Source organism: Diaphorobacter sp. MNS-0 (assembly GCF_019602835.1).
Taxonomy (GTDB): domain Bacteria; phylum Pseudomonadota; class Gammaproteobacteria; order Burkholderiales; family Burkholderiaceae_C; genus Diaphorobacter; species Diaphorobacter nitroreducens.
In genome coordinates this window covers 2,738,515-2,757,931 of sequence record NZ_CP080761.1, presented here as the reverse complement: position 1 = coordinate 2,757,931, position 19,417 = coordinate 2,738,515, and the positions used below count along the sequence as shown (strand labels likewise).

Sequence of the window (19,417 nt, the reverse complement as noted above, 5' to 3'; positions counted from 1 at the left end):
AATCGCAGGATGAATCCCTCACCCCCTTCTGCCCCCGCCACCGGCGCGCCGCGGCTGCAGCTGACGGGCATCACCAAGCGATACCCGGCCGTGGTGGCCAACGATGGCGTATCGCTCACGGTGCAGCCCGGCGAGGTGCATGCGGTGCTGGGCGAGAACGGCGCCGGCAAGTCCACGCTGATGAAGATCATCTACGGCGCCGTGAAGCCCGACGAGGGCCAGATGCTGTTCGACGGCCGCCCGGTGCAGGTGCGCAATCCGCAGGAGGCGCGCCAGCTGGGCATTGCCATGGTGTTCCAGCATTTCAGCCTGTTCGACACCCTGACCGTGGCCGAGAACGTCTGGCTGGGCCAGGACAAGAGCGTGCCGCTGGCCGAGGTGGAGCGCCGCATCCGTGCCACGGCCTCCGAGTACGGCCTGGGTATTGACCCGCTGCGGCCCGTGCACACGCTCTCCGTGGGCGAGATGCAGCGCGTGGAGATCATCCGCGCGCTGCTCACGCAGCCCAAGCTACTGATCTTGGACGAGCCCACCTCGGTGCTCACGCCGCAGGCGGTGGACAAGCTCTTCGTGGTACTCAAGCAATTGGCCAGCGAGGGCTGCAGCATTCTCTACATCAGCCACAAGCTGCATGAAATCCGCGCGCTGTGCACGGCCTGCACGGTGATGCGCGGCGGGGTGGTCACCGGCGTGTGCGACCCTTCGCAGGAGTCCAACGCGTCGCTGTCGCGCATGATGATCGGCGCCGAGCCGCCGGCCCTGGCGCACCGTGAGGTGACCACGGGCGGGGTGGTGCTGCGCGCCAGTTCCTTGAGCCTGCCGGCGGCCGACCCCTTCGGCGTGCCGCTCATCGACATCGACCTGGAGGTGCGTGCGGGCGAGGTGGTGGGCATTGCCGGCATCTCGGGCAATGGGCAGAAAGAGTTGCTCTACGCCCTGTCGGGCGAGGACCAGCGCGCCGCGCCCGCCATGGTGCAGGTGGCGGGGCCGCAGGGGCTGGTGCCCGTCGGCCGCATGAACCCGCGCCAGCGCCGCGCGCTGGGCCTGCACTTCGTGCCCGAAGAGCGCCTGGGCCGCGGCGCCGTGCCCAGCATGGGGCTGGCGCACAACCTGCTGCTGACCCGCACCGATGCGGTGGGCGCTTTCGGCTGGCTGCGCATGGGGCAACTGCAGGCGCAGGCGCGCGCCATCATCGCGCGCTTTCAGGTCAAGGCGGGCGGGCCGAATGCGGCGGCCAAGTCGCTGTCGGGCGGCAACCTGCAGAAATTCATCGTGGGGCGCGAGATCGACGCCGGCCCGCGTCTGCTCATCGTCTCGCAGCCCACCTGGGGCGTGGACGTGGGCGCGGCCGCGCAGATCCGCGGCGAGATATTGAAGCTGCGCGACCAGGGCTGTGGCGTGCTGGTGCTCAGCGAGGAGTTGGACGAATTGTTTGAAATCTGTGACCGGCTGCACGTGCTGGCCAAGGGGCATCTGTCGCCGTCGGTGCCACGCGCCGAGGCGACGGTGGAGCGCATCGGCGAATGGATGAGCGGCCTGTGGCACGCCGAGGTGCAGGCGCACCTGCGCGCGACCAGCGCACCCGAGGAGGCCGGCCATGCTCAAGCTTGAGGCGCGCCCCGAGGCGTCGCGCCTGTTCGTTTTTGGCTCGCCGCTGCTTGCGCTGGCGATCACGGTGCTGATCGGCGTGCTGCTGTTTGCGGCCCTGGGCAAGGACCCGGTGCGCGGGCTGCAGGTGTTCTTCTGGGAGCCGATCAAGTCGCCCTATGCGTTGGGCGAATTGGCGGTGAAAGCCACCCCGTTGCTGCTCATCGCGCTGGGACTGGCGGTGTGTTTTCGCTCCAATGTCTGGAACATTGGCGCGGAGGGGCAGTTCGTGATCGGCGCCGTGGCTGCGGGCGGCGTGGCACTGCTGGCCGACAAGGCCACCGGTCCGTGGATCGTGCCGGCCATCCTGGTTGCCGGAGTGCTGGGGGGCATGGCGTGGGCGGGCATCACGGCGCTGCTGCGCGACCGCTTCAATGCCAACGAGATCCTGGTCAGCCTGATGCTGGTGTACGTGGCGACGCTGGTGCTGGGCTATCTGGTGTACGGCCCGTGGAAGGACCCGATGGGCTTCAATTTCCCGCAGACCAAGATGTTCGAGCCCGTCACGCAGATGCCCAAGCTGTTCACGGGGTCGCGCTTGACCATAGGGCTGCCGCTGGCGCTGCTGGGTGCGGCGCTGCTGTGGGTGTTTCTGTTCCGCATGCGCGCGGGCTTCGCGCTGCAGGTGGGCGGGCTGGCGCCGGCGGCGGCGCGCTACGCGGGCTTTTCGTCGCGGCGCGCGCTGTGGACGGCGCTGCTGATCTCCGGCGGCCTGGCGGGCCTGGCGGGGGCGCTGGAAGTGGCCGGACCCATTGGCCAGCTCACGCCGTATGTCCCGGCGGGCTATGGCTTTGCGGCCATCATCGTGGCCTTCGTAGGGCGGCTGCATCCGGTGGGCATGGTGCTGTCGGCGCTGCTGATGAGCATGTTCTACATCGGCGGCGAACTGGCGCAGTCGCGCATGGGGTTGCCGAAGTCGCTCACGGGCGTGTTCCAGGGCCTGCTGCTGTTCACGCTGCTGGCATGTGACACCTTGATTGCCTACCGCGTGCGGTGGGTGGGTGCCAGGGGAGGGCGCGCGTGATGGAATCGTACGCATTGCTGCTGGGCAGCACGCTGAGCGCAGGCACGGTGCTGGCCATCGCCGCGCTGGGCCTGCTGATCAACGAGAAGGCCGGCATCGTCAACCTGGGGGCCGAGGGCATGATGCTGTGCGCGGCCATCGCCGCGTTTGCCACCGTGGTGCACACGGGCAGCTTCACGCTGGGGCTGCTCGCGGGCATGGCGGCCGGCGCGGTGCTGGCGGCGCTGTTCGGCGTGCTGGTGATCTGGTTCAACACCAACCAGTACGCCACCGGCCTGGCCCTGAGCCTGTTCGGCGTGGGCTTCTCGGCCTTCGTGGGCATCGGCTATGTGCAGGCCAAGCTGCCGGACACGCCCAAGTTCGCCTGGCCGGTGTTGGGCGATCTGCCGGTGGTGGGCCAGGCGCTGTTCAGGTTGCACCCGCTGGTCTATCTGACCGTGGTGCTGGTCGCGCTCATGGTGTGGTTCCTCTACCGCACGCGCGCCGGCCTGGTGCTGCGCTCGGTCGGCGAGTCGCCCGAATCCGCCCACGCGCTGGGCTACCCCGTGCGCGGCATTCGCCTGGGAGCCGTGGCGGCGGGCGGTGCGCTGTGCGGGCTGGCGGGCGCCTTCATCTCCACCGTGTACACGCCGCTGTGGGTGGAGGGCATGGTGGCCGGGCGCGGCTGGATCGCGCTGGCGCTGACCACTTTCGCCACCTGGCGGCCCGCGCGCGTGCTGCTGGGCGCCTACCTGTTCGGCGGCGTGACCATGCTGCAGTTCCACCTGCAGGCCACGGGCGTGCAGGTGGCCAGCCAGTTGCTGTCCATGCTGCCCTACGTGGCGACCATCGTGGTACTGGTCCTCATTTCGCGCAACCCGGCCTGGATTCGTGCGAACATGCCGGCCGCGCTCGGAAAGCCGTTCCATCCGGGCAGCTGACCCCGTTTTCCATCCATAAAACCCATCGCAATGAACGTACTGAACAAACGATCCCTTTTAAAGGCTGTGGCCCTGTCGGCTGTGGCCCTCGCCACGCTGGCGGCCTGCGGTAAGAAGGAAGAGGCGCCTGCCGCCGCACCGGCACCGGCCGCCGCCCCCGCGGCCGACAAGCTGAAGATCGGTTTCATGTACGTGAGCCCCATCGGCGATGGCGGCTGGACCTACCAGCATGAGCTGGGCCGCAAGGCGATCCAGGAGAAGTTCGGCGACCGCATCGAGACCTCGTTCGTCGAGAGCGTGCCCGAGAGCGCCGACGCCGAGCGCGTGATGCGCGACATGGCAGGCCAGGGCAACAAGCTGATCTTTGCCACGAGCTTCGGCTACCAGGAGTTCGTGCAGAAAGTTGCGGCCGACCTGAAGGACGTGAAGTTCGAGCACGCCACTGGCTACAAACAGGCCGACAACGTCGCCACCTACGACACCAAGACCTTTGAAGGTGCATACCTGGCCGGCATCGTGGCGGGCGGCATGAGCAAGACCAAGACCGTGGGGGTGGTGGCCTCGGTGCCGATCCCCGAAGTGGTGCGCAACATCAACAGCTTCGTGCTGGGCGCGCAGAGCGTGGACCCGTCGATCAAGGCCAAGGTGGTGTGGGTCAATGAATGGTTCAGCCCGCCCAAGGAGGCCGAGGCCGCCGCATCGCTGCTCAACGGCGGCGTGGACGTGATGTACCAGAACACCAACTCGCCGGCAGTGCTCAAGGCGGCAGAGGAGCGCGGCGCGCGCGCCTTCGGCAAGGACGGCGACATGAGCGCCTATGCGCCCAAGGCGCACCTGGGCTCGGCCGTGATCGATTGGGCGCCCTACTACACCAAGGTGGTCGAGGACACGCTGGCCGGCAAGTGGCAGGGCGGCGCGCACTGGTGGGGCGTGAAGGAGGGGGCGATCGACCTCTTGAAGATTGCTGACGACGTGCCGCAGGAGATCAAGGACCGCGTGGCCAAGGCCAAGGCAGGCATGCAGGACGGCAGCTTTGCCGTCTGGACCGGTCCCATCAAGGACAACGCTGGCAAGGAAGTGCTGGCCGCCGGCACGGTGGGCGATCTGAAGTTCCTCTCCGGCATCAATTTCTACGTGGCCGGCGTGGAGGGCAAGGTGCCCGGCACCGACGGCAAGTGACAAACACGGGCGCGCCCCTCAAGATGGGCGCGCCTTTTGCTTTGAAACCTGGGTCCGCTTTCACATTCCGACGAAAGAAAAACCATGACTGATCTGCGCAAACGTTCCCTGTTCCAGATGGCTGCACTGACGGCCGTCGCCGCCACCGCTTTGGTGGCCTGCGGCAAGAAGGAGGAGCCGGCTCCGGCGGCCCCCGCGCCGGCTGCGGCACCAGCGGCTGCGGCCGGCCCGCTGAAGATCGCCTTCGCCTACGTGGGGCCTGTGGGCGATGGCGGCTGGTCCTACGCGCATGACCAGGCGCGCAAGAAGCTGGAGGCCGAGTTCGGCGACAAGATCCAGACGTCGTACGTCGAAAGCGTGCCCGAAGGCCCAGATGCCGAGCGCGTGCTGCGCGACATGGTCACGCAGGGCAACAAGCTGATCTTCGGCACCACGTTCGGCTACATGGACGTGATCCAGAAGCTGGGCGCCGAGTTCAAGGACGTGAAGTTCGAGCACGCCACCGGCTACAAGACCAGCGACAACACGCGCATCTACGACAGCCGCACCTACGAGGGCGCGTACCTCGCGGGCATCATCGCGGGCGCCATGACCAAGACCAATACGCTGGGCGTAGTGGGCTCGGTGCCGATTCCCGAGGTGATCCGCAACATCAACAGCTTCACGCTGGGCGCGCAGAGCGTGAACCCGCAGATCAAGACCAAGGTGGTCTGGGTCAACGAGTGGTTCAGCCCGCCGAAGGAGACCGAAGCCGCCACTTCGCTGATCAATGGCGGCGCCGACGTGCTGTTCCAGAACACCGACTCGCCCGCCGTGCTCAAGACCGCACAGGAAAAGGGCAAGCGCGCCTTCGGCTGGGACAGCGACATGACAGCGTACGGCCCCAAGGCCCACCTGGCGTCGGCCATCATCAACTGGGCTCCGTACTACACCAAGGCCACCAAGGACGTGCTGGAAGGCACCTGGACCACCGGTCAGCACTGGTGGGGTGTGAAGGAAGGCGCGATCGACCTCGTCTCCATCGCCGAGGACGTGCCCGCCGAGGCCAAGGCCAAGGTCGATGCGGCCAAGAACGGCCTGAAGGATGGCAGCTTCGTGATCTGGAAGGGCCCCATCGTGGACAACGCGGGCAAGACCGTCCTCGACCAGGGCGCAGTGGCTGATGACAAGTTCCTCACCAGCATCAGCTTCTACGTCAAGGGCGTGGAGGGCCAGGTGCCCGGCGGCGACAAGAAATAAGCGGCCATTGCCGCACCAGGCGGCTTTCTTTGCGGAGATCGTCCGCCCGGTACAACGAGCCACCCTTCGGGGTGGCTTTTTTGTCGGTATGGCCATGCCCGCCGTTGCGGGCCGGGAGGTGTTGCACATGGGCGCCGACAAGGCATCATCGGCCTACCGCCGCGACGTCCCGTAGGTTGCGGCCTCATTTTTTGGAGCCTGCCGATGTTCAAGGTCCCGCCCATTCCCGCCGAACGCCTGCCCGGCCTGCTGAGGGCCATGCCCAAGGCCGAACTGCACATCCACATCGAGGGCTCGCTCGAGCCCGAGATGATCTTCGCGCTGGCGCAACGCAACGGTGTCCCGCTGCCCTACGCCAGCGTGGAAGAACTGCGCCGTGCCTACGCCTTCACCGATCTGCAGAGCTTCCTGGACATCTATTACGCAGGCGCCAGCGTGCTGCTGCATGAGCAGGATTTTTACGACATGGCCCGCGCCTATCTTGCGCGAGCAGCTATGGATAACGTAGCGCATGCGGAAATCTTCTTCGACCCGCAGACGCACACCGCGCGGGGCGTGCACATCGAGACCGTGATCAACGGTCTGCACCGTGCCTGCGCGGACGCGCGCAGCAGCCACGGCCTGTCTGCGTCGCTCATCCTGTGCTTTCTGCGGCACCTGAGCGAGGAGGATGCCCTCGCCACGCTGGAGCAGGCCCTGCCGCTGCTGGACCGCATCGTCGGCGTGGGGCTGGACAGTAGCGAGCGAGGCCACCCGCCCGAGAAGTTCGCCCGCGTGTTCGAGCGCTGCCGCGCCCTGGGCCTGCATGTGGTGGCCCATGCGGGTGAAGAGGGTCCGCCGGCCTATATCTGGAGCGCGTTGGACGTGCTGCAGGCCGAGCGTATCGACCACGGCGTGCAGGCCGTTCACGACCCGGCGCTGATGCGCCGACTGGCCGATGAGCGCATACCGCTCACCGTGTGCCCCTTGTCCAACCTGAAGCTGTGCGTGTTCCCGCGCCTGGCCGATCACAACCTGCTGCAGCTGCTGGAGGCGGGGCTGGCGGTGACCGTGAACTCCGACGATCCCGCGTACTTCGGCGGTTACGTCAACGACAACTTCACGCAGCTCTTCGCGGCGGTGCCCGGGCTCACGGCGCGCCATGCCTACCAGTTGGCGTGGAACAGCTTCGAGGCCAGCTTTGCCGCCGAAGCCGACAAGCGCGCATGGCACCACCGGCTCAAGGAGTGCTTCGAGCAGTTCACGGAGAACGACTGAGGTACCGCAGGGCGTGTCGCTCGCGCGCAGCCGGGTGCTAGGCATTCCGCTGCGTTGCGTCTATCCTGCGTTGGCCCGGGCCGGGGGACCGGCAGGGGTGCACCACAACAAAGGAGACAACGCATGCAAGAGAGAGTCACTCGTGCTGCGGCGCCACGCGCGCTGTTGGCGACGGCGGTCCTGGCCCTGCTGGCCGGCTGCGGGGGCAACGACGATGCGGACGACGCGCCGCTGGCGTACCAGGCGGAGATCCGCCGCACCGCGATGGGCGTGCCGCACATCAAGGCCTCCAACTGGGCCGGCGGTGGCTTCGGTATGGGGTATGTCCAGGCGCAGGACAACCTGTGCACGCTGGCGGATGCGTTCCTCACCTACCGGGGCGAGCGCTCGCGCTACTTTGGCGGCAGCGCTCAGCTGGTCTACAACAGCACCATCGGACGCCCGCGCAACATCGACTCGGACTTCTTCCACCGCCATGTGATCTCCGCCGACGTGGTGCAGAAGATGGCCGCGGCGCAGCCCGAGAATCTGCGGCAGATGGTCGAGGGCTTCGTGGCCGGCTACAACCAGTACGTGGACGTTGCCAAGAAAGGGACGGCCCACGCCGCCTGCCGCAGCGAGGCATGGGTGCAGCCCATCACGCAGGAGGACGTCTGGCGCCGCATGTACGCGGCCAACCTGGCGGGGGGGTACAGCAATTTCGTGGAGGCCATCGCCAATGCCGTCGCCCCTGCCGCAGCCAAGGCCGGCGCGGCGCAAGACGCGCAGACCGCCCCGTCCCTGGACCAGCGCCTGACCACACCTCCCGCCCTGCAGGTGGGCGGTGACGCGGGCATCGGCAGCAACATGTATGGCTTTGCGCCGGCGGCCACGGGCGAGTCCAGCGGCGTGATGTTCGGCAACCCCCACTGGTACTGGAAGGGGCCGGACCGGTTCTACCAGGCCCAGGTCACGATCGCCAATCAGGTGAACGTCAGCGGCGTCGGATTCCTGGGCGTGCCGCTGGTGCTGATCGGCTTCAACGACAACGTCGCCTGGAGCCACACGGTCTCCACGGCGCGGCGCTTTGGCTTCTTCCAGCTGCAGCTGCAGTCGGGCGACCCCACCACCTACCTGCGTGACGGCCAGCCGGTCAAGATGGCGCCGCACAGCATCACCGTGGCCAGCCGCAATGCCGACGGCACGCTGAGCGATGTGACGCGCACGCTGTACACCTCCGAGTACGGGCCGTTGGTCAACCTGGCGGGGCTCAACCCCGCTCTGGCCTGGAGCCAGAGCACGGCCTTCGCCATCCGTGACATCAACGGCGAGAACTTCCGCACATTCCGCAACTGGATGCGCTGGAACCAGGCGCGTTCGCTGGAAGAGTTCATGGCCATCCAGAAGGAAGAGTCCGCGATTCCATGGGTCAACACGGTGGCCGTGGGGCGTGGCAGCGCGCGGGTCTGGTACGCGGACATCGGCGCGGTGCCCAACGTGTCGCCCGAGCAGGTGGCCGCGTGCACCACGCCGTTCGGCGCGGCCGTGGGCGCGGCGCTGCCCAACGTGCCGTTCTTCGACGGCTCGCGCAGCGCCTGCGACTGGCAGACCGATGCGGACTCCAAGCAAAAGGGCGCCATCGGCCCGTCGCGCATGCCCAGCCTGTTGCGCGAGGACTATGTGGGCAACATGAACGACAGCTACTGGCTGTCCAACGCGAATGCCCCGCTCACGGGATACCCGGCCATCTTCGGTCCCGCGGGCACGGCGGCGTTGACGCTGCGCACGCGCCTGGGCCACACCATGGCCCTGGAGCGGCTGGCCGGCACCGACGGCTACACCGGCAACAAGGCCAGCGCCGCCATCGTGCGCGACATGGTGCTGAACAGCCGCGTGTTCTCGGCCGAGCGGTTCAAGGACGAAATCCTGACGCTGATCTGCACGCCCTCGCAATGGATGGTGAACGGTGCCACGGTGGACGCCACGCAGGCCTGCGCCACGCTGCGTGCGTGGGACAACCGCGGGAACAAGGAGTCCCGGGGCTCCCATCTGTGGGACGAGTTCTGGACCCGCGTGCCCACCACCGGGCTGTACTCGGTGCCCTTTGACGCGGCCGACCCGCTGAATACCCCGCGCGGGATCAACGTGGCGGCCGTGACCGCGCTGCGCCAGGCCATGGCCACGGCCATCAGCCGCGTGGGCCAGAGCGGGTTTGCGCTGGATGCACCGCGCGGCGAAGTGCTGTTTGCCACCAAGGGCGGTGCCAAATTGCCGCTGTACGGCGGCTGTGGCGGCGTGGGCTACTTCACCATCACCTGTTCCGAGAACGACATCACGGCGGGCGGCTACAGCATGGACGGGCAGCCGCATGGCAACTCATACGTGCAGGTGGTGAGCTTCCCCTCCGGCGGCGTGCAGGCCCACACCTTCCTGACGTTCTCGCTGTCCGACGACCCGGCATCGCCGCATTTCGGCGACTACACCAAGGCCTACAGCGCCAAGCAGTGGGTGCGCATGCCGTTCTCGGAGTCCGAGATCACGGGCCACCCGGACTACCGGACGACCACCGTCTCCGCCAGCGCCAAGTAACGGCGCGCAACGGCGCGCAACGGCGCGCCGGTGCCATGCGCACCGGCCGGGACGACCCTCCGTGCAAAGGCCCCGCCATGCGGGGCCTTTGTTCATGGAGCGCCGGGGAGGCGGCAGTTCACAGCGCGGTGCGCAGCCGCCAGATCTCGGGGAACAGCACCACGTCCAGCATCTTGCGCAGGTAGCTCACGCCGCCGGTGCCGCCGGTGCCACGCTTGAACCCGATCACGCGTTCCACCGTGGTCACGTGGCGAAAGCGCCAGAGGCGGAAGGCATCTTCCAGGTCGGTGAGCTCCTCGCCCAGCTGGTACAGGTCCCAATACCTTTGTGGATCGCGGTACACGGTCAACCAGGCCTGCTCCACGGCTTCGCTGGCCTCGTAGGGCTGGCGCCAGTCGCGCGCGGTATGGCTGGCCGGCACGGGCAGGCCGCGGCGCGCCAGCAGGCGCAGTGCTTCGTCGTAGAGCGAGGGCGCCTCGTAGGCCGCCTGCACCTGGGCCAGGCGCTCGGGGTGGTGGGCATGGGGCTGCAGCATGGCGCGGTTCTTGTTGCCCATGGCGAACTCGATGCACCGGTACTGGTAGCTCTGGAAACCGCTGGACTGGCCCAGGTACGGGCGCATGGCGGTGTACTCGGGCGGCGTCATGGTGGCCAGCACATCCCAGGCGTGCACCAGCTGCTCGAGGATCTTGGACACGCGCGCCAGCATCTTGAAAGCGGGTGGCAACTCGTCACGCGCGATATGGGCGATGGCCGCGTGCAGCTCATGCAGCATGAGCTTCATCCACAGCTCGCTGGTCTGGTGCTGCACGATGAACAGCATCTCGTCGTGCGCGGGCGACAGGGGCTTTTGCGCGCCCAGCACGCTGTCCAGCTGCAGGTAGTCGCCATAGCTCATGCTGTGGCTGAAGTCGAGCTGTGCGCCCTCCTGGCGCACGATGGCTTCGGTGGCGCCGGAGGATGCGCTGGGGTGGTGGGGGCAGGTCATGGTCAGGTCACGGCGTTGAGGTGATTGAACTCGGGCTTGCGCCATTCGCCGGATTCCAGCACCTGGCGCAGGTGCTGCACGGCATTCCACACGTCTTCAAATCCGACATGCAGCGGCGTGAAGCCAAAGCGCAGGATGTCCAGGTGCTTGCCGCCGTCACCCTTGCGGAAGTCGCCGACCACGCCGCGCGCGATCAGGGCCTGCACGATGGCGTAGGCCCCGCTGCCGACGCCCTGAACGCCCAGGCCCTCGCCACGTGTCAGGCACACCTGCGAACCGCGCGCCGCATGATCGCGCGGCGTCGCCAGTCCCAGGCCGTGGCCGGCGCAGTGCTCCTCGACCAGCGCGATGAATAGATCGGTCAGTGCGAGCGACTTGGCGCGCAGCGCCGCCATGCCGCCCAGAGGCTCGGCGGCGGTAAAGATGTCCAGCCCGCACTGCAGGGCCGACAGGCTCACGATGGGCTGCGTGCCGCAGAGGTAGCGTGCGATACCCGGTGCGGGCTGGTAGTCGGGCGTGAAGGCGAAGGGCGCGGCATGGCCGAACCAGCCCGACAGCGGCTGCGCAAATGTCGCACCCGGGCGGTCCGCCAGGCGCGGGTGCACCCACACGAAGGCGGGCGCGCCAGGGCCGCCGTTGAGGTACTTGTAGCTGCAGCCCACCGCATAGTCGGCATTCGCGTCCAGCAGGTGCACGGGCACGGCGCCCGCGCTGTGGCACAGGTCCCAGACGCACAGAATGCCGTGGGCGTGCGCCTGCGCGGTCACGGCCGCCATGTCGTGCATGGCACCGGTGCGGTAGTTCACGTGGGTGAGCAGCAGGACGGCGACCTGGGGCGTCAGCCGCGTGGCGATTTCCTCGGGCTCCACCAGCACCAACTCCAGTCCGTACTCCTGGCACACGGACTGGGCGATGTACAGGTCGGTGGGGAAGTTGCTGCGCTCGCTGACGAGCTGGGTGCGACCGGGATGGTCCGCGCGGGCCACGCGCGCGGCAGCCGACAGCACCTTGTACAGGTTGACCGAGGTGGTGTCGGTGAACACCACCTGGTCCGGCCCCGCGCCGATCCAGGGAGCGAACTGGTTGCCCAGCCGCTGCGGCAGGCTGACCCAGCCAGCCTTGTTCCACGAGGTGATGAGGTCCTGTCCCCATTCCTGCTGCACTACATGGGCCACGCGCGCCGGCGTGGCGCGGGGCATAGCGCCCAGGGAATTGCCGTCCAGGTAGATCACGCCCTCGGGCAGGCTGAAATGGTCGCGCAGGCTGCGCAGCGGGTCCTGCGCATCGCGTGTGCGGCACTCTTGCAAGGTAGTCATGTGGTTTTTGCTATTAATAAAGTAGCTATTGGCGCTTGCTGCATGAGCGTTAGAGGTCAAAACGGCTTAATGGTCATGCGCGCGGCGGCAGCGCACGCAGCACGGCGCGCACGGGCGATGCGTCGGCCGTGGTGAGCTTGAGCGGCAGTGCGATGAGTTCGTAGTCGCCCTCGGGCACATCGTCCAGCACCAGGTTCTCCAGCACGCGCAGGCCACGCCGGCGGATCACCTGGTGGCTGGGCAGCGGCTTGCTGTCGGCGGGGTCGATGCTGGCGGTGTCGATGCCCACGAGCACTACGCCGGCGTCGGCCAGGCGCTCGATGGTGTCGGGCGCGTAGGCCGTGAGGCCCGCGTCCCAGCGGTCCACGGGCATGCGGGCGTAGGTGCGCACCAGCACCCGCGGCGGCAAAGTGCCCGTCATTGCATGGGCAATGTGGGTCCATTCGATGAGCGGCCCACAGTCCAGCGCATGCACCACGCGGCAGGGGCCGATGAAGGCTTCCAGCGGCAGGGCGCCGATGGCTGCGCCGTCCGCTGCGTAGTGCAGGGGCGCGTCAGCGTGCGTGCCCACGTGGGGCGAGAGCGTGAGTGCACTCACGTTCACCGGGCAGCCGGGGCCCAGTGTGGCGCTCCACTGCTGCTGGTAGGGTGTATCGCCCGGGAACACCGGGCTACCCGCATGCACGGGGGCAGAGATGTCCCACAGCGCGGGCGATGGCGTGGAGGTGGCGGTCATGGCGCGCATGCTATGCGCGGCGGAGGGGCGGGTAAATGGTTTATCCCTGATGGGTGACTCATTTGGATAATCCATTCTCACAGAGACATTTTTGGGTTAAATCATGCAAGCCGAGATCGACCGTACCGACCGCCAGCTGCTGCGCGCGCTGCAGGACAACGCCCGCCTGACCTCCGGCGAACTGGCCGAAATGGCGCACCTGTCGCAGTCGCCCTGCTGGCGGCGCGTGAAGCGGCTGGAGGACGCCGGTGTAGTGCGCGGCTACCACGCGCAGCTGGACCGGCGTGCGGTGGGGCTGGGTGTGATGGCTTTCGTGATGGTGGGCATCGACCACCAGACGGAGGCGCTGTCCGTGGCGTTCGAGGAGGCGGTGTGCGCCATTCCCGAAGTGGTGCTGTTCCACGGCATCTCGGGCCCCGCGGACTTCCTGCTGGTGGTCGTGACGACCGACCTGGACGCGTATTCCGAGCTGCTGCAGCGGCGCCTGCACCGCCTGCCGGGCGTGCGCCAGGTACAGACCTATTTTTCGCTGCAGGAGTTCAAGGGGCGCATCGGCGGATTGCCCGTGTGAAAGCGGGTCCTGCGGCGTTCAGAGCACCAGCCCGTCCAGTGCCGGCAGATGGTGGCGCTGGCGGGCGCGGTTGCAGGCAGCGCTGCCGGCTTCGAATTCGCGGCAGGGGGAAGGGCGCCACTCGTAGATGCCGCAGGCCGCGCGCTGGCCCACCTGGCCCGTGAGGGCCGCGCAGCGCGGCTGCGCATGGTCCGTGCCGCGCATGCGTGCAGTGTGGTCCGTGACCGGCACCACCAGCCCATCGGGAACGCAGCCGCCCAGCTCCTCCGTCTCGTGCACCGAGAAGTCCACGCGAAAGCTGGCGCAGCAGGCGCCACAGGTCAGGCAGGGGTGAAGAGTGGTCATGGCGTGCGTCGCAGGGGGTTGTCATTGTGACGCGCTACAGGTCCTGATGTGCATCAATCCAGCAGCGTGCAGTTCCATTAGAATGAGAATTGCTTTTATTCATTGACTGCAATACAACATGCTTCACACGGGGAATGACGCCGCGCAGCCGCGGGGGCTGGACACCTTGCCGCATGGCGTGCCGGCCACGGTTGCCGGGCTGCTGCCGGCGCAGGATGGCCGGTCGCAGGCCATGGTGCTGCGCCTGATGGAGATTGGTTTCCTGCCCGGCGAGCCCGTGCGCGTGATTGCCCGGGGCTTTCCCGCGGCCGACCCCCTGGCCGTTCGCGTGGGCCAGGCCACTTTTGCCCTGCGCCGCCATGAGGCGGCCCTGGTGCAGGTGCGCGTGGATGCGCTGGAGGCCGCGGCATGAGCACGGCGGCATCTCCCCTGCACATCGCGCTGCTGGGCAACCCCAACTGCGGCAAGACGGCGCTGTTCAACGTGCTGACCGGCGCACGCCAGAAGGTGGCGAACTACGCGGGCGTCACCGTGGAGCGCAAGGAAGGCCTGTTCACCACCGCCAGCGGCCGGCGCGTGCGCGTGCTGGACCTGCCCGGCGCCTACAGCCTGCACGCGCAGAGCCTGGACGAGGCCGTCACCCGCGATGTGGTCACCGGCCGCCGCCCAGGAGAGGCCATGCCCGAACTGCTGGTCTGCGTGACCGATGCCACGCACCTGCGCCTGAACCTGCGCCTGGTGTTGGAGGCGCGCGACCTGGGCCTGCCCATGGTGCTGGTGCTGAACATGAGTGATATGGCGCAGCAGCAGGGCATCCAGATCGACCGCGAAGTCCTGGCGCGCGAACTGGGCCTGCCCGTGGTGACCACCGTGGGCGTGCGCGCCGACGGGGCGCGCGAGCTGCTGCAGTGGCTGGACACGGCCACCCCGCAGGCCACCCCGCAGGCCGCCCGCGGCGCCGCCGTGGGCACGCAGGCGCCACCGCCCGTCAATGCGCTGGAGGAAGACCGCCCGCAGCGCGTGCAGCAATTGCACCAGGAAGTGCGCCGCATCATGGGGCTGGCCGTGCGCGAGCCCGCGCTGCGCCTGCAGCGCGACGACCGCATCGACGCCGTGGTGCTGCACCCGCTGTGGGGCATGCTGCTGCTGGCGGTGACGCTGTTCCTGATGTTCCAGGCCGTGTTCAGTTGGGCAGAGGTGCCCATGGGCTGGATCGAAGGCGCCACGGCCGCCGTGGCCGAATGGCTGAACGCCCACATGGCCGAGGGGCCGCTGCGCAGCCTGCTGGCCGACGGCGTGATCGCCGGCGCAGGCGGGGTGCTGGTGTTCCTGCCGCAGATCCTGATCCTGTTCTTCTTCATCCTGGCGCTGGAGGAATCCGGCTACCTGCCGCGCGCGGCCTTCCTGCTGGACCGCGTGATGGGCACCGTGGGCCTGTCGGGACGCTCGTTCATCCCGCTGCTGTCCAGCTTCGCCTGCGCGGTGCCGGGCATCATGGCCACGCGCTCCATTCCGGACTGGCGCGACCGGCTCGTCACCATCCTCATCGCGCCGCTGATGACCTGTTCGGCCCGTCTGCCGGTGTACGCGCTGCTCATCGCGGCCTTCATTCCTGATCGCACGGTGGCGGGGCTGTTCAACCTGCAGGGGCTGGTGCTGTTCGCGTTGTACCTGGGCGGCATCGTGAGCGCCATGGCCGTGGCGGCCGTTGCGCGGCTGGCGCGGCGCGGCGACGGCGCCACGCCGCTGCTGATGGAGCTGCCCGCCTACCGCTGGCCCAGCGTTCGCAACCTGGCGCTGGGGCTGTGGGAGCGCGCGGGCATCTTCCTGCGCCGCGTGGGCGGCATCATCCTGCTGGTCACCATCCTGCTGTGGTTCCTGTCGTCGTACCCTGCGCCGCCGGCGGACGCCACGGGGCCGGCCATCGAATACAGCTTTGCCGGGCGCATCGGCGCCGCGCTGGAGGTGATCTTTGCGCCCATCGGCTTCAACTGGCAGATCAGCATCGCCCTGGTGCCCGGCATGGCCGCGCGCGAGGTGGCGGTGAGCGCCCTGGGCACGGTGTACGCGATTGCCGCTTCGGCCGACGACACCGCCGCGCAGCTCGCGCCCATGCTGGCGGCGCAATGGTCGCTGGCCACGGCGCTGTCGCTGCTGGTGTGGTTCATCTTCGCGCCGCAGTGCGTCTCCACCATCGCCGCCGTGCGCCGCGAGACCAACGGCTGGCGCTGGCCGCTCGTCATGACGGGCTATCTCTTCGCACTGGCCTATGCGGCCAGCTTCATCACCTACCGCGTGGCCCTGGCGCTGGGCGGTGGTTGAAAACCGTCACCAAGGAGCAGAACCATGTGGCAAGACATTCTCACCGCCGTGATCGTGGCCGTGGCCGCCCTGGCGCTGCTGTGGCGCTGGCTGCCACAGCGCTGGCGCGCCCGCGCCGCGCGCGTGCACCCGGCACTGGCGCCCATGGCCAAGACCGGCAGCAGTTGCGGGGGCTGCAATGCCTGCGCCGGAGACCGCTGCGCGCCGGCACGCAAGCCCTGAAGCCGGGATAGCCCTGGTCGCGGGCCCAAAAGCATAGCTGCCGGCGCTTGCCAGGCAAAGGTTTCAGTATCAAAACTATCTGAAATCATTGCCTGGAAAGCGCCAGCAGCTCTTCTTTTTGAAGAACCACTTCAAGCGGCCTGCGGCCACTCCTGCGTGTCGCCCTCCGTCAACGGCGGCAGGCCCAGCTTGGCGCGCGTGTCGTGGCAACCGTAGGAGGCGAACGGAAAGTCGCGGCACGGCTGGGGACGCTGGTCGTAGATGCCGCAGCCGATGCAGCCGTTGTCCAGGTCGGCCAGTGCCACGCAGCGCACGGGGTGGCGCTCGGTGCCGTTCATGCGGTAGCGGTTGCCTCCGGCCTCATGGGCCAGGGCGTCGGGCACGCGCCCGCCCATGGACTGCAGTTCATAGACGGAGAACTCCACGCGGTAGTTCTGGCAGCATGCACCGCAGTGCAGGCAGGGGTGGACGGGGACGGACATGCAGGTTCCTCGGGTTCTGGTGCATCGGCAACAGGCCCCATCCCAGGTGCGACGCGCAGCCGGCACCGGGGATCGCGGGCGATCAGGGGGAGCGATGGGAGGGCGGGCATGCGCTGGGGCGCCTGCCGCGCAGAACCGGGCCGCTAGGTGTGGCCCTGGAGGAACTTCAGGTAGAAGGTATGAATGCGCACCTGCAGCGCATGCACGCGTGCCGCCATGCGTCGGGCGGCCGCGTGCAGTTCAGGCGCCAGCGGGCGCTGGCGGGCGGGGCAGGGCGGATGGCCCGGGCGCGTGGGGTGGAGTTGCGCGGGGGCCATGGGTGGGATGCGGGATGGGTTTAGACGCGACCGAGCAGCAGGTACTCCATGAGTGCCTTCTGCACGTGCATCCTGTTTTCCGCCTCGTCCCAGACGACGGACTGGGGGCCGTCGATCACGTCGGCCATCACTTCCTCGCCGCGGTGCGCGGGCAGGCAGTGCATGAACAGCGCGTCGGGCTTGGCCACGGCCATCATCTCGGCGTCCACGCACCAGTCGGCAAAGGCCTTGCGGCGCGCTTCGTTCTCGGCCTCGTAGCCCATGCTGGTCCACACGTCGGTGGTCACCAGGTCGGCGCCGCGGCAGGCATCCATGGGATCGGCAAAGACCTTGTAGCAGCCCGCGCGGTGGGGCTTGCCGCCGAAGGCGAGCTTCTCGTCCACCTCGTAGCCGCCGGGGGTGCTCACGTGCACGGTGAAGCCCAGCAGATCGGCCGCCTGCAGCCAGGTGTTGGCCATGTTGTTGCCGTCGCCCACCCAGGCGACGACCTTGCCCGCGATCGAGCCGCGGTGCTCGATGTAGGTGAACAGGTCCGCCATGATCTGGCAAGGATGGAACTCGTTGGTCAGGCCGTTGATGACGGGCACGCGCGAGTATTCGGCGAAGCGCTCGATCTTGTCGTGGCCGAAGGTGCGGATCATCACCAGGTCGGTCATGCGGCTGATCACGCGCGCGCTGTCCTCGATGGGCTCGGCGCGGCCCAACTGGCTGTCGCCCGTGGTCAGATGCACCACGCTGCCGCCCAGCTGGTACATGCCGGCCTCGAAGCTCACACGCGTGCGGGTGCTGGCCTTCTCGAAGATCATGGCCAGGGTGCGGTCGGCTAGCGGGTGGTACTTCTCGTAGCTCTTGAACTTGCCCTTGATGATGGCGGCGCGCGAGAACAGGTAGTTGTATTCGTCGGCGGTGAAGTCGGTGAATTGCAGGTAGTGCTTCATACGCGGTCGATCTTCTTCATTCAGACAGGAAGGTCTGCACCAGGGGTGTGAGCAGGGCGACGATCTCGTCGGCCTCTGCGCGCGTGAGGGTGAGCGCGGGCACCAGGCGGATCACGCGCTCGGCGGTCACCGACAGCAGCAGGCCGGCCTCGGCCGCGCGATCGATCAGCACGCCGCAGGGGCGGTCCAGCTCCATCCCGATGATCAGGCCCTGGCCGCGGACTTCGTTCACGCCAGCGGTCTCACCCAGTGCGCGCTGCAACTCGGCCTTCAGGTGGGCGCCCACGTCCGCGGCGTTCTGCAGCAGGCCGTCTTCTTCCATGATGCGGATGGTCTCCACACCCGCGCGCATGGCGAGCGGGTTGCCGCCGAAGGTGGAGCCGTGGTTGCCCGGCTTGAGCACCTGCGCGGCGGCGCCGTGCGCCAGCACTGCGCCCACGGGAACGCCCGAGCCCAGGCCCTTGGCCAGCGTCATCACATCCGGGACAATGCCGGCCCACTGGTGGGCAAACCACTTGCCGGTGCGGCCCATGCCGGCCTGCACCTCGTCAAGCATCAGCAGCCAGCCGTTGGCGTCGCACAGTGCGCGCACCTGCTGCAGGTAGTCGGCGCGCATGGGATGCAGGCCACCTTCGCCCTGGATGGGCTCCATCATCACGGCGACGATGTTGGCGTTGCCTTCGGTGGCCTCCTGCAGCGCCTCGATGTCATTGGGCGCTACGCGCAAAAAGCCCTCCAGCAGCGGGCCGAAGCCGTTGCGCACCTTGGGGTTGCCTGTGGCGGTCATGGTGGCGATGGAGCGCCCGTGGAAGGCATGGTCGTAGACCACGATCACGGGTTTTTCGATGCCCTTGTCCACGCCGTACTTGCGCGCGATCTTGATGGCAGCCTCGTTGGCCTCCAGGCCGGTGCTGCAGAAGAACACATTGGTCATGTGCGCGCGCTCGGTCAGCAGCTGGGCCAGCTTTTCCTGTCCCGGCACATGGTAGTAGTTGGAGGTGTGGATCAGCTTGGCGATCTGGTCCTGCAGCGCCGGCACCAGCTTGGGATGGTTGTGGCCCAGCGTATTCACGGCGATGCCGCCCAGTCCGTCGAGGTACTGCTTGCCGTTCACGTCCCACACACGCACGCCCTGGCCTCGCTCCAGCGCGATGGGTACGCGGCCATAGGTGTTCATCACGTGGGGCGAGGCAGCCTCGACAAATGCGGTCATGCGGACATCTCCTGACAAGAGAGGGAAACGGGGAACAGCCCCAAAAAGGGAAATGCGATTCTAGGGGCTGCCCCCGCGCGCACCATTGAAGATTGCGCATCACAGTCATGCGCTGCGCTTGCATTCAATGCTG

Annotated in this window: 19 protein-coding genes; 11 read left to right on the top strand and 8 right to left on the bottom strand. The window is 67.9% G+C overall.

All coding sequences use genetic code 11. The features are described 5' to 3' along the window. Nucleotides 1-9: 9 nt before the first annotated feature. The 7 genes from K2L43_RS13180 (at nt 10) to K2L43_RS13150 (ending at nt 9,834) form a co-directional block, all read left to right on the top strand. On the top strand, nt 10-1,611 hold the full coding sequence (locus K2L43_RS13180) for an ABC transporter ATP-binding protein (RefSeq protein ID WP_047351068.1): 1,602 nt from the start codon (nt 10-12) through the stop codon (nt 1,609-1,611). After that, entirely contained in the window at nt 1,598-2,671 is a 1,074-nt protein-coding gene (locus K2L43_RS13175; RefSeq protein WP_220637728.1) for an ABC transporter permease, read from the top strand. Before K2L43_RS13180 ends, K2L43_RS13175 begins: the two co-directional genes overlap by 14 nt. Then, the gene (locus K2L43_RS13170) at nt 2,671-3,591 is read left to right on the top strand and encodes an ABC transporter permease (RefSeq protein ID WP_220639005.1); all 921 of its coding nucleotides are present in this window, start codon (nt 2,671-2,673) and stop codon (nt 3,589-3,591) included. Before K2L43_RS13175 ends, K2L43_RS13170 begins: the two co-directional genes overlap by 1 nt. 30 nt (nt 3,592-3,621) lie before the next feature. Further along, on the top strand, nt 3,622-4,770 hold the full coding sequence (locus tag K2L43_RS13165) for a BMP family ABC transporter substrate-binding protein (protein WP_047351070.1): 1,149 nt from the start codon (nt 3,622-3,624) through the stop codon (nt 4,768-4,770). A gap of 84 nt (nt 4,771-4,854) precedes the next feature. Further along, nucleotides 4,855-6,009, top strand: coding sequence for a BMP family ABC transporter substrate-binding protein (locus K2L43_RS13160; protein ID WP_047351071.1), 1,155 nt, complete (start codon nt 4,855-4,857; stop codon nt 6,007-6,009). 204 nt (nt 6,010-6,213) lie between these two features. After that, a complete protein-coding gene (locus K2L43_RS13155; protein WP_220637727.1) occupies nt 6,214-7,266 on the top strand; it encodes an adenosine deaminase in 1,053 nt (350 codons plus the stop codon). A gap of 123 nt (nt 7,267-7,389) precedes the next feature. Next, nucleotides 7,390-9,834 (top strand): penicillin acylase family protein, encoded by a 2,445-nt coding sequence (locus K2L43_RS13150; RefSeq protein ID WP_220637726.1) that lies wholly within the window; start codon nt 7,390-7,392, stop codon nt 9,832-9,834. A 118-nt stretch (nt 9,835-9,952) separates the two neighbouring features. Here K2L43_RS13150 and kynA read toward each other — a convergent pair whose 3' ends face one another. The 3 genes from kynA to kynB all read right to left on the bottom strand — a co-directional run bounded on the left by kynA (nt 9,953) and on the right by kynB (nt 12,883). Further along, a complete protein-coding gene (gene kynA, locus K2L43_RS13145; RefSeq protein ID WP_220637725.1) occupies nt 9,953-10,822 on the bottom strand; it encodes a tryptophan 2,3-dioxygenase in 870 nt (289 codons plus the stop codon). Nucleotides 10,823-10,824: 2 nt separating this feature from the next. Continuing rightward, entirely contained in the window at nt 10,825-12,138 is a 1,314-nt protein-coding gene (gene kynU / locus K2L43_RS13140) for a kynureninase (RefSeq protein ID WP_220637724.1), read from the bottom strand. 73 nt (nt 12,139-12,211) lie between these two features. Further along, nucleotides 12,212-12,883: an arylformamidase gene (gene kynB / locus K2L43_RS13135; RefSeq protein ID WP_370632957.1), complete on the bottom strand. Its 672-nt coding sequence runs from the start codon at nt 12,881-12,883 to the stop codon at nt 12,212-12,214. A gap of 94 nt (nt 12,884-12,977) precedes the next feature. Between kynB and K2L43_RS13130 the strand changes: the two genes are divergently transcribed. After that, nucleotides 12,978-13,445, top strand: a complete 468-nt coding sequence (locus tag K2L43_RS13130) for an Lrp/AsnC family transcriptional regulator (protein WP_015913819.1) — start codon at nt 12,978-12,980, stop codon at nt 13,443-13,445. 18 nt (nt 13,446-13,463) lie between these two features. On the opposite strand, the gene K2L43_RS13125 is transcribed toward K2L43_RS13130, so the two are convergent. Further along, the gene (locus K2L43_RS13125) at nt 13,464-13,790 is read right to left on the bottom strand and encodes a YkgJ family cysteine cluster protein (protein ID WP_220637723.1); all 327 of its coding nucleotides are present in this window, start codon (nt 13,788-13,790) and stop codon (nt 13,464-13,466) included. Between the two features lie 118 nt (nt 13,791-13,908). Between K2L43_RS13125 and K2L43_RS13120 the strand changes: the two genes are divergently transcribed. Genes K2L43_RS13120 through K2L43_RS13110 form a run of 3 tightly spaced genes read left to right on the top strand, consistent with a single transcriptional unit; the run spans nt 13,909 to nt 16,334 of the window. Then, on the top strand, nt 13,909-14,202 hold the full coding sequence (locus K2L43_RS13120; protein WP_015913817.1) for a FeoA family protein: 294 nt from the start codon (nt 13,909-13,911) through the stop codon (nt 14,200-14,202). Beyond that, nucleotides 14,199-16,112, top strand: coding sequence for a ferrous iron transport protein B (feoB, locus tag K2L43_RS13115; protein WP_220637722.1), 1,914 nt, complete (start codon nt 14,199-14,201; stop codon nt 16,110-16,112). The genes K2L43_RS13120 and feoB overlap by 4 nt, the downstream gene beginning before the upstream one ends. 24 nt (nt 16,113-16,136) lie before the next feature. Then, a complete protein-coding gene (locus tag K2L43_RS13110; RefSeq protein WP_011806146.1) occupies nt 16,137-16,334 on the top strand; it encodes a hypothetical protein in 198 nt (65 codons plus the stop codon). 131 nt (nt 16,335-16,465) lie between these two features. On the opposite strand, the gene K2L43_RS13105 is transcribed toward K2L43_RS13110, so the two are convergent. The 4 genes from K2L43_RS13105 to K2L43_RS13090 all read right to left on the bottom strand — a co-directional run bounded on the left by K2L43_RS13105 (nt 16,466) and on the right by K2L43_RS13090 (nt 19,284). Beyond that, nucleotides 16,466-16,816, bottom strand: coding sequence for a YkgJ family cysteine cluster protein (locus K2L43_RS13105; RefSeq protein ID WP_220637721.1), 351 nt, complete (start codon nt 16,814-16,816; stop codon nt 16,466-16,468). 143 nt (nt 16,817-16,959) lie between these two features. After that, nucleotides 16,960-17,133: a hypothetical protein gene (locus tag K2L43_RS13100; RefSeq protein ID WP_220637720.1), complete on the bottom strand. Its 174-nt coding sequence runs from the start codon at nt 17,131-17,133 to the stop codon at nt 16,960-16,962. Between the two features lie 20 nt (nt 17,134-17,153). Further along, the gene (gene argF, locus K2L43_RS13095) at nt 17,154-18,071 is read right to left on the bottom strand and encodes an ornithine carbamoyltransferase (protein WP_011806144.1); all 918 of its coding nucleotides are present in this window, start codon (nt 18,069-18,071) and stop codon (nt 17,154-17,156) included. A 16-nt stretch (nt 18,072-18,087) separates the two neighbouring features. After that, entirely contained in the window at nt 18,088-19,284 is a 1,197-nt protein-coding gene (locus K2L43_RS13090; RefSeq protein WP_088886356.1) for an aspartate aminotransferase family protein, read from the bottom strand. Between the last annotated feature and the right edge of the window lie 133 nt (nt 19,285-19,417).

Coding starts and splice junctions, on each gene's coding strand:
- K2L43_RS13180 (WP_047351068.1), top strand. CDS start 10: ATGAATCCCTCACCCCCTTCTGCCCCCGCCACCGGCGCGCCGCGGCTG.
- K2L43_RS13175 (WP_220637728.1), top strand. CDS start 1,598: ATGCTCAAGCTTGAGGCGCGCCCCGAGGCGTCGCGCCTGTTCGTTTTT.
- K2L43_RS13170 (WP_220639005.1), top strand. CDS start 2,671: ATGGAATCGTACGCATTGCTGCTGGGCAGCACGCTGAGCGCAGGCACG.
- K2L43_RS13165 (WP_047351070.1), top strand. CDS start 3,622: ATGAACGTACTGAACAAACGATCCCTTTTAAAGGCTGTGGCCCTGTCG.
- K2L43_RS13160 (WP_047351071.1), top strand. CDS start 4,855: ATGACTGATCTGCGCAAACGTTCCCTGTTCCAGATGGCTGCACTGACG.
- K2L43_RS13155 (WP_220637727.1), top strand. CDS start 6,214: ATGTTCAAGGTCCCGCCCATTCCCGCCGAACGCCTGCCCGGCCTGCTG.
- K2L43_RS13150 (WP_220637726.1), top strand. CDS start 7,390: ATGCAAGAGAGAGTCACTCGTGCTGCGGCGCCACGCGCGCTGTTGGCG.
- kynA (WP_220637725.1), bottom strand. CDS start 10,822: ATGACCTGCCCCCACCACCCCAGCGCATCCTCCGGCGCCACCGAAGCC.
- kynU (WP_220637724.1), bottom strand. CDS start 12,138: ATGACTACCTTGCAAGAGTGCCGCACACGCGATGCGCAGGACCCGCTG.
- kynB (WP_370632957.1), bottom strand. CDS start 12,883: ATGCGCGCCATGACCGCCACCTCCACGCCATCGCCCGCGCTGTGGGAC.
- K2L43_RS13130 (WP_015913819.1), top strand. CDS start 12,978: ATGCAAGCCGAGATCGACCGTACCGACCGCCAGCTGCTGCGCGCGCTG.
- K2L43_RS13125 (WP_220637723.1), bottom strand. CDS start 13,790: ATGACCACTCTTCACCCCTGCCTGACCTGTGGCGCCTGCTGCGCCAGC.
- K2L43_RS13120 (WP_015913817.1), top strand. CDS start 13,909: ATGCTTCACACGGGGAATGACGCCGCGCAGCCGCGGGGGCTGGACACC.
- feoB (WP_220637722.1), top strand. CDS start 14,199: ATGAGCACGGCGGCATCTCCCCTGCACATCGCGCTGCTGGGCAACCCC.
- K2L43_RS13110 (WP_011806146.1), top strand. CDS start 16,137: ATGTGGCAAGACATTCTCACCGCCGTGATCGTGGCCGTGGCCGCCCTG.
- K2L43_RS13105 (WP_220637721.1), bottom strand. CDS start 16,816: ATGTCCGTCCCCGTCCACCCCTGCCTGCACTGCGGTGCATGCTGCCAG.
- K2L43_RS13100 (WP_220637720.1), bottom strand. CDS start 17,133: ATGGCCCCCGCGCAACTCCACCCCACGCGCCCGGGCCATCCGCCCTGC.
- argF (WP_011806144.1), bottom strand. CDS start 18,071: ATGAAGCACTACCTGCAATTCACCGACTTCACCGCCGACGAATACAAC.
- K2L43_RS13090 (WP_088886356.1), bottom strand. CDS start 19,284: ATGACCGCATTTGTCGAGGCTGCCTCGCCCCACGTGATGAACACCTAT.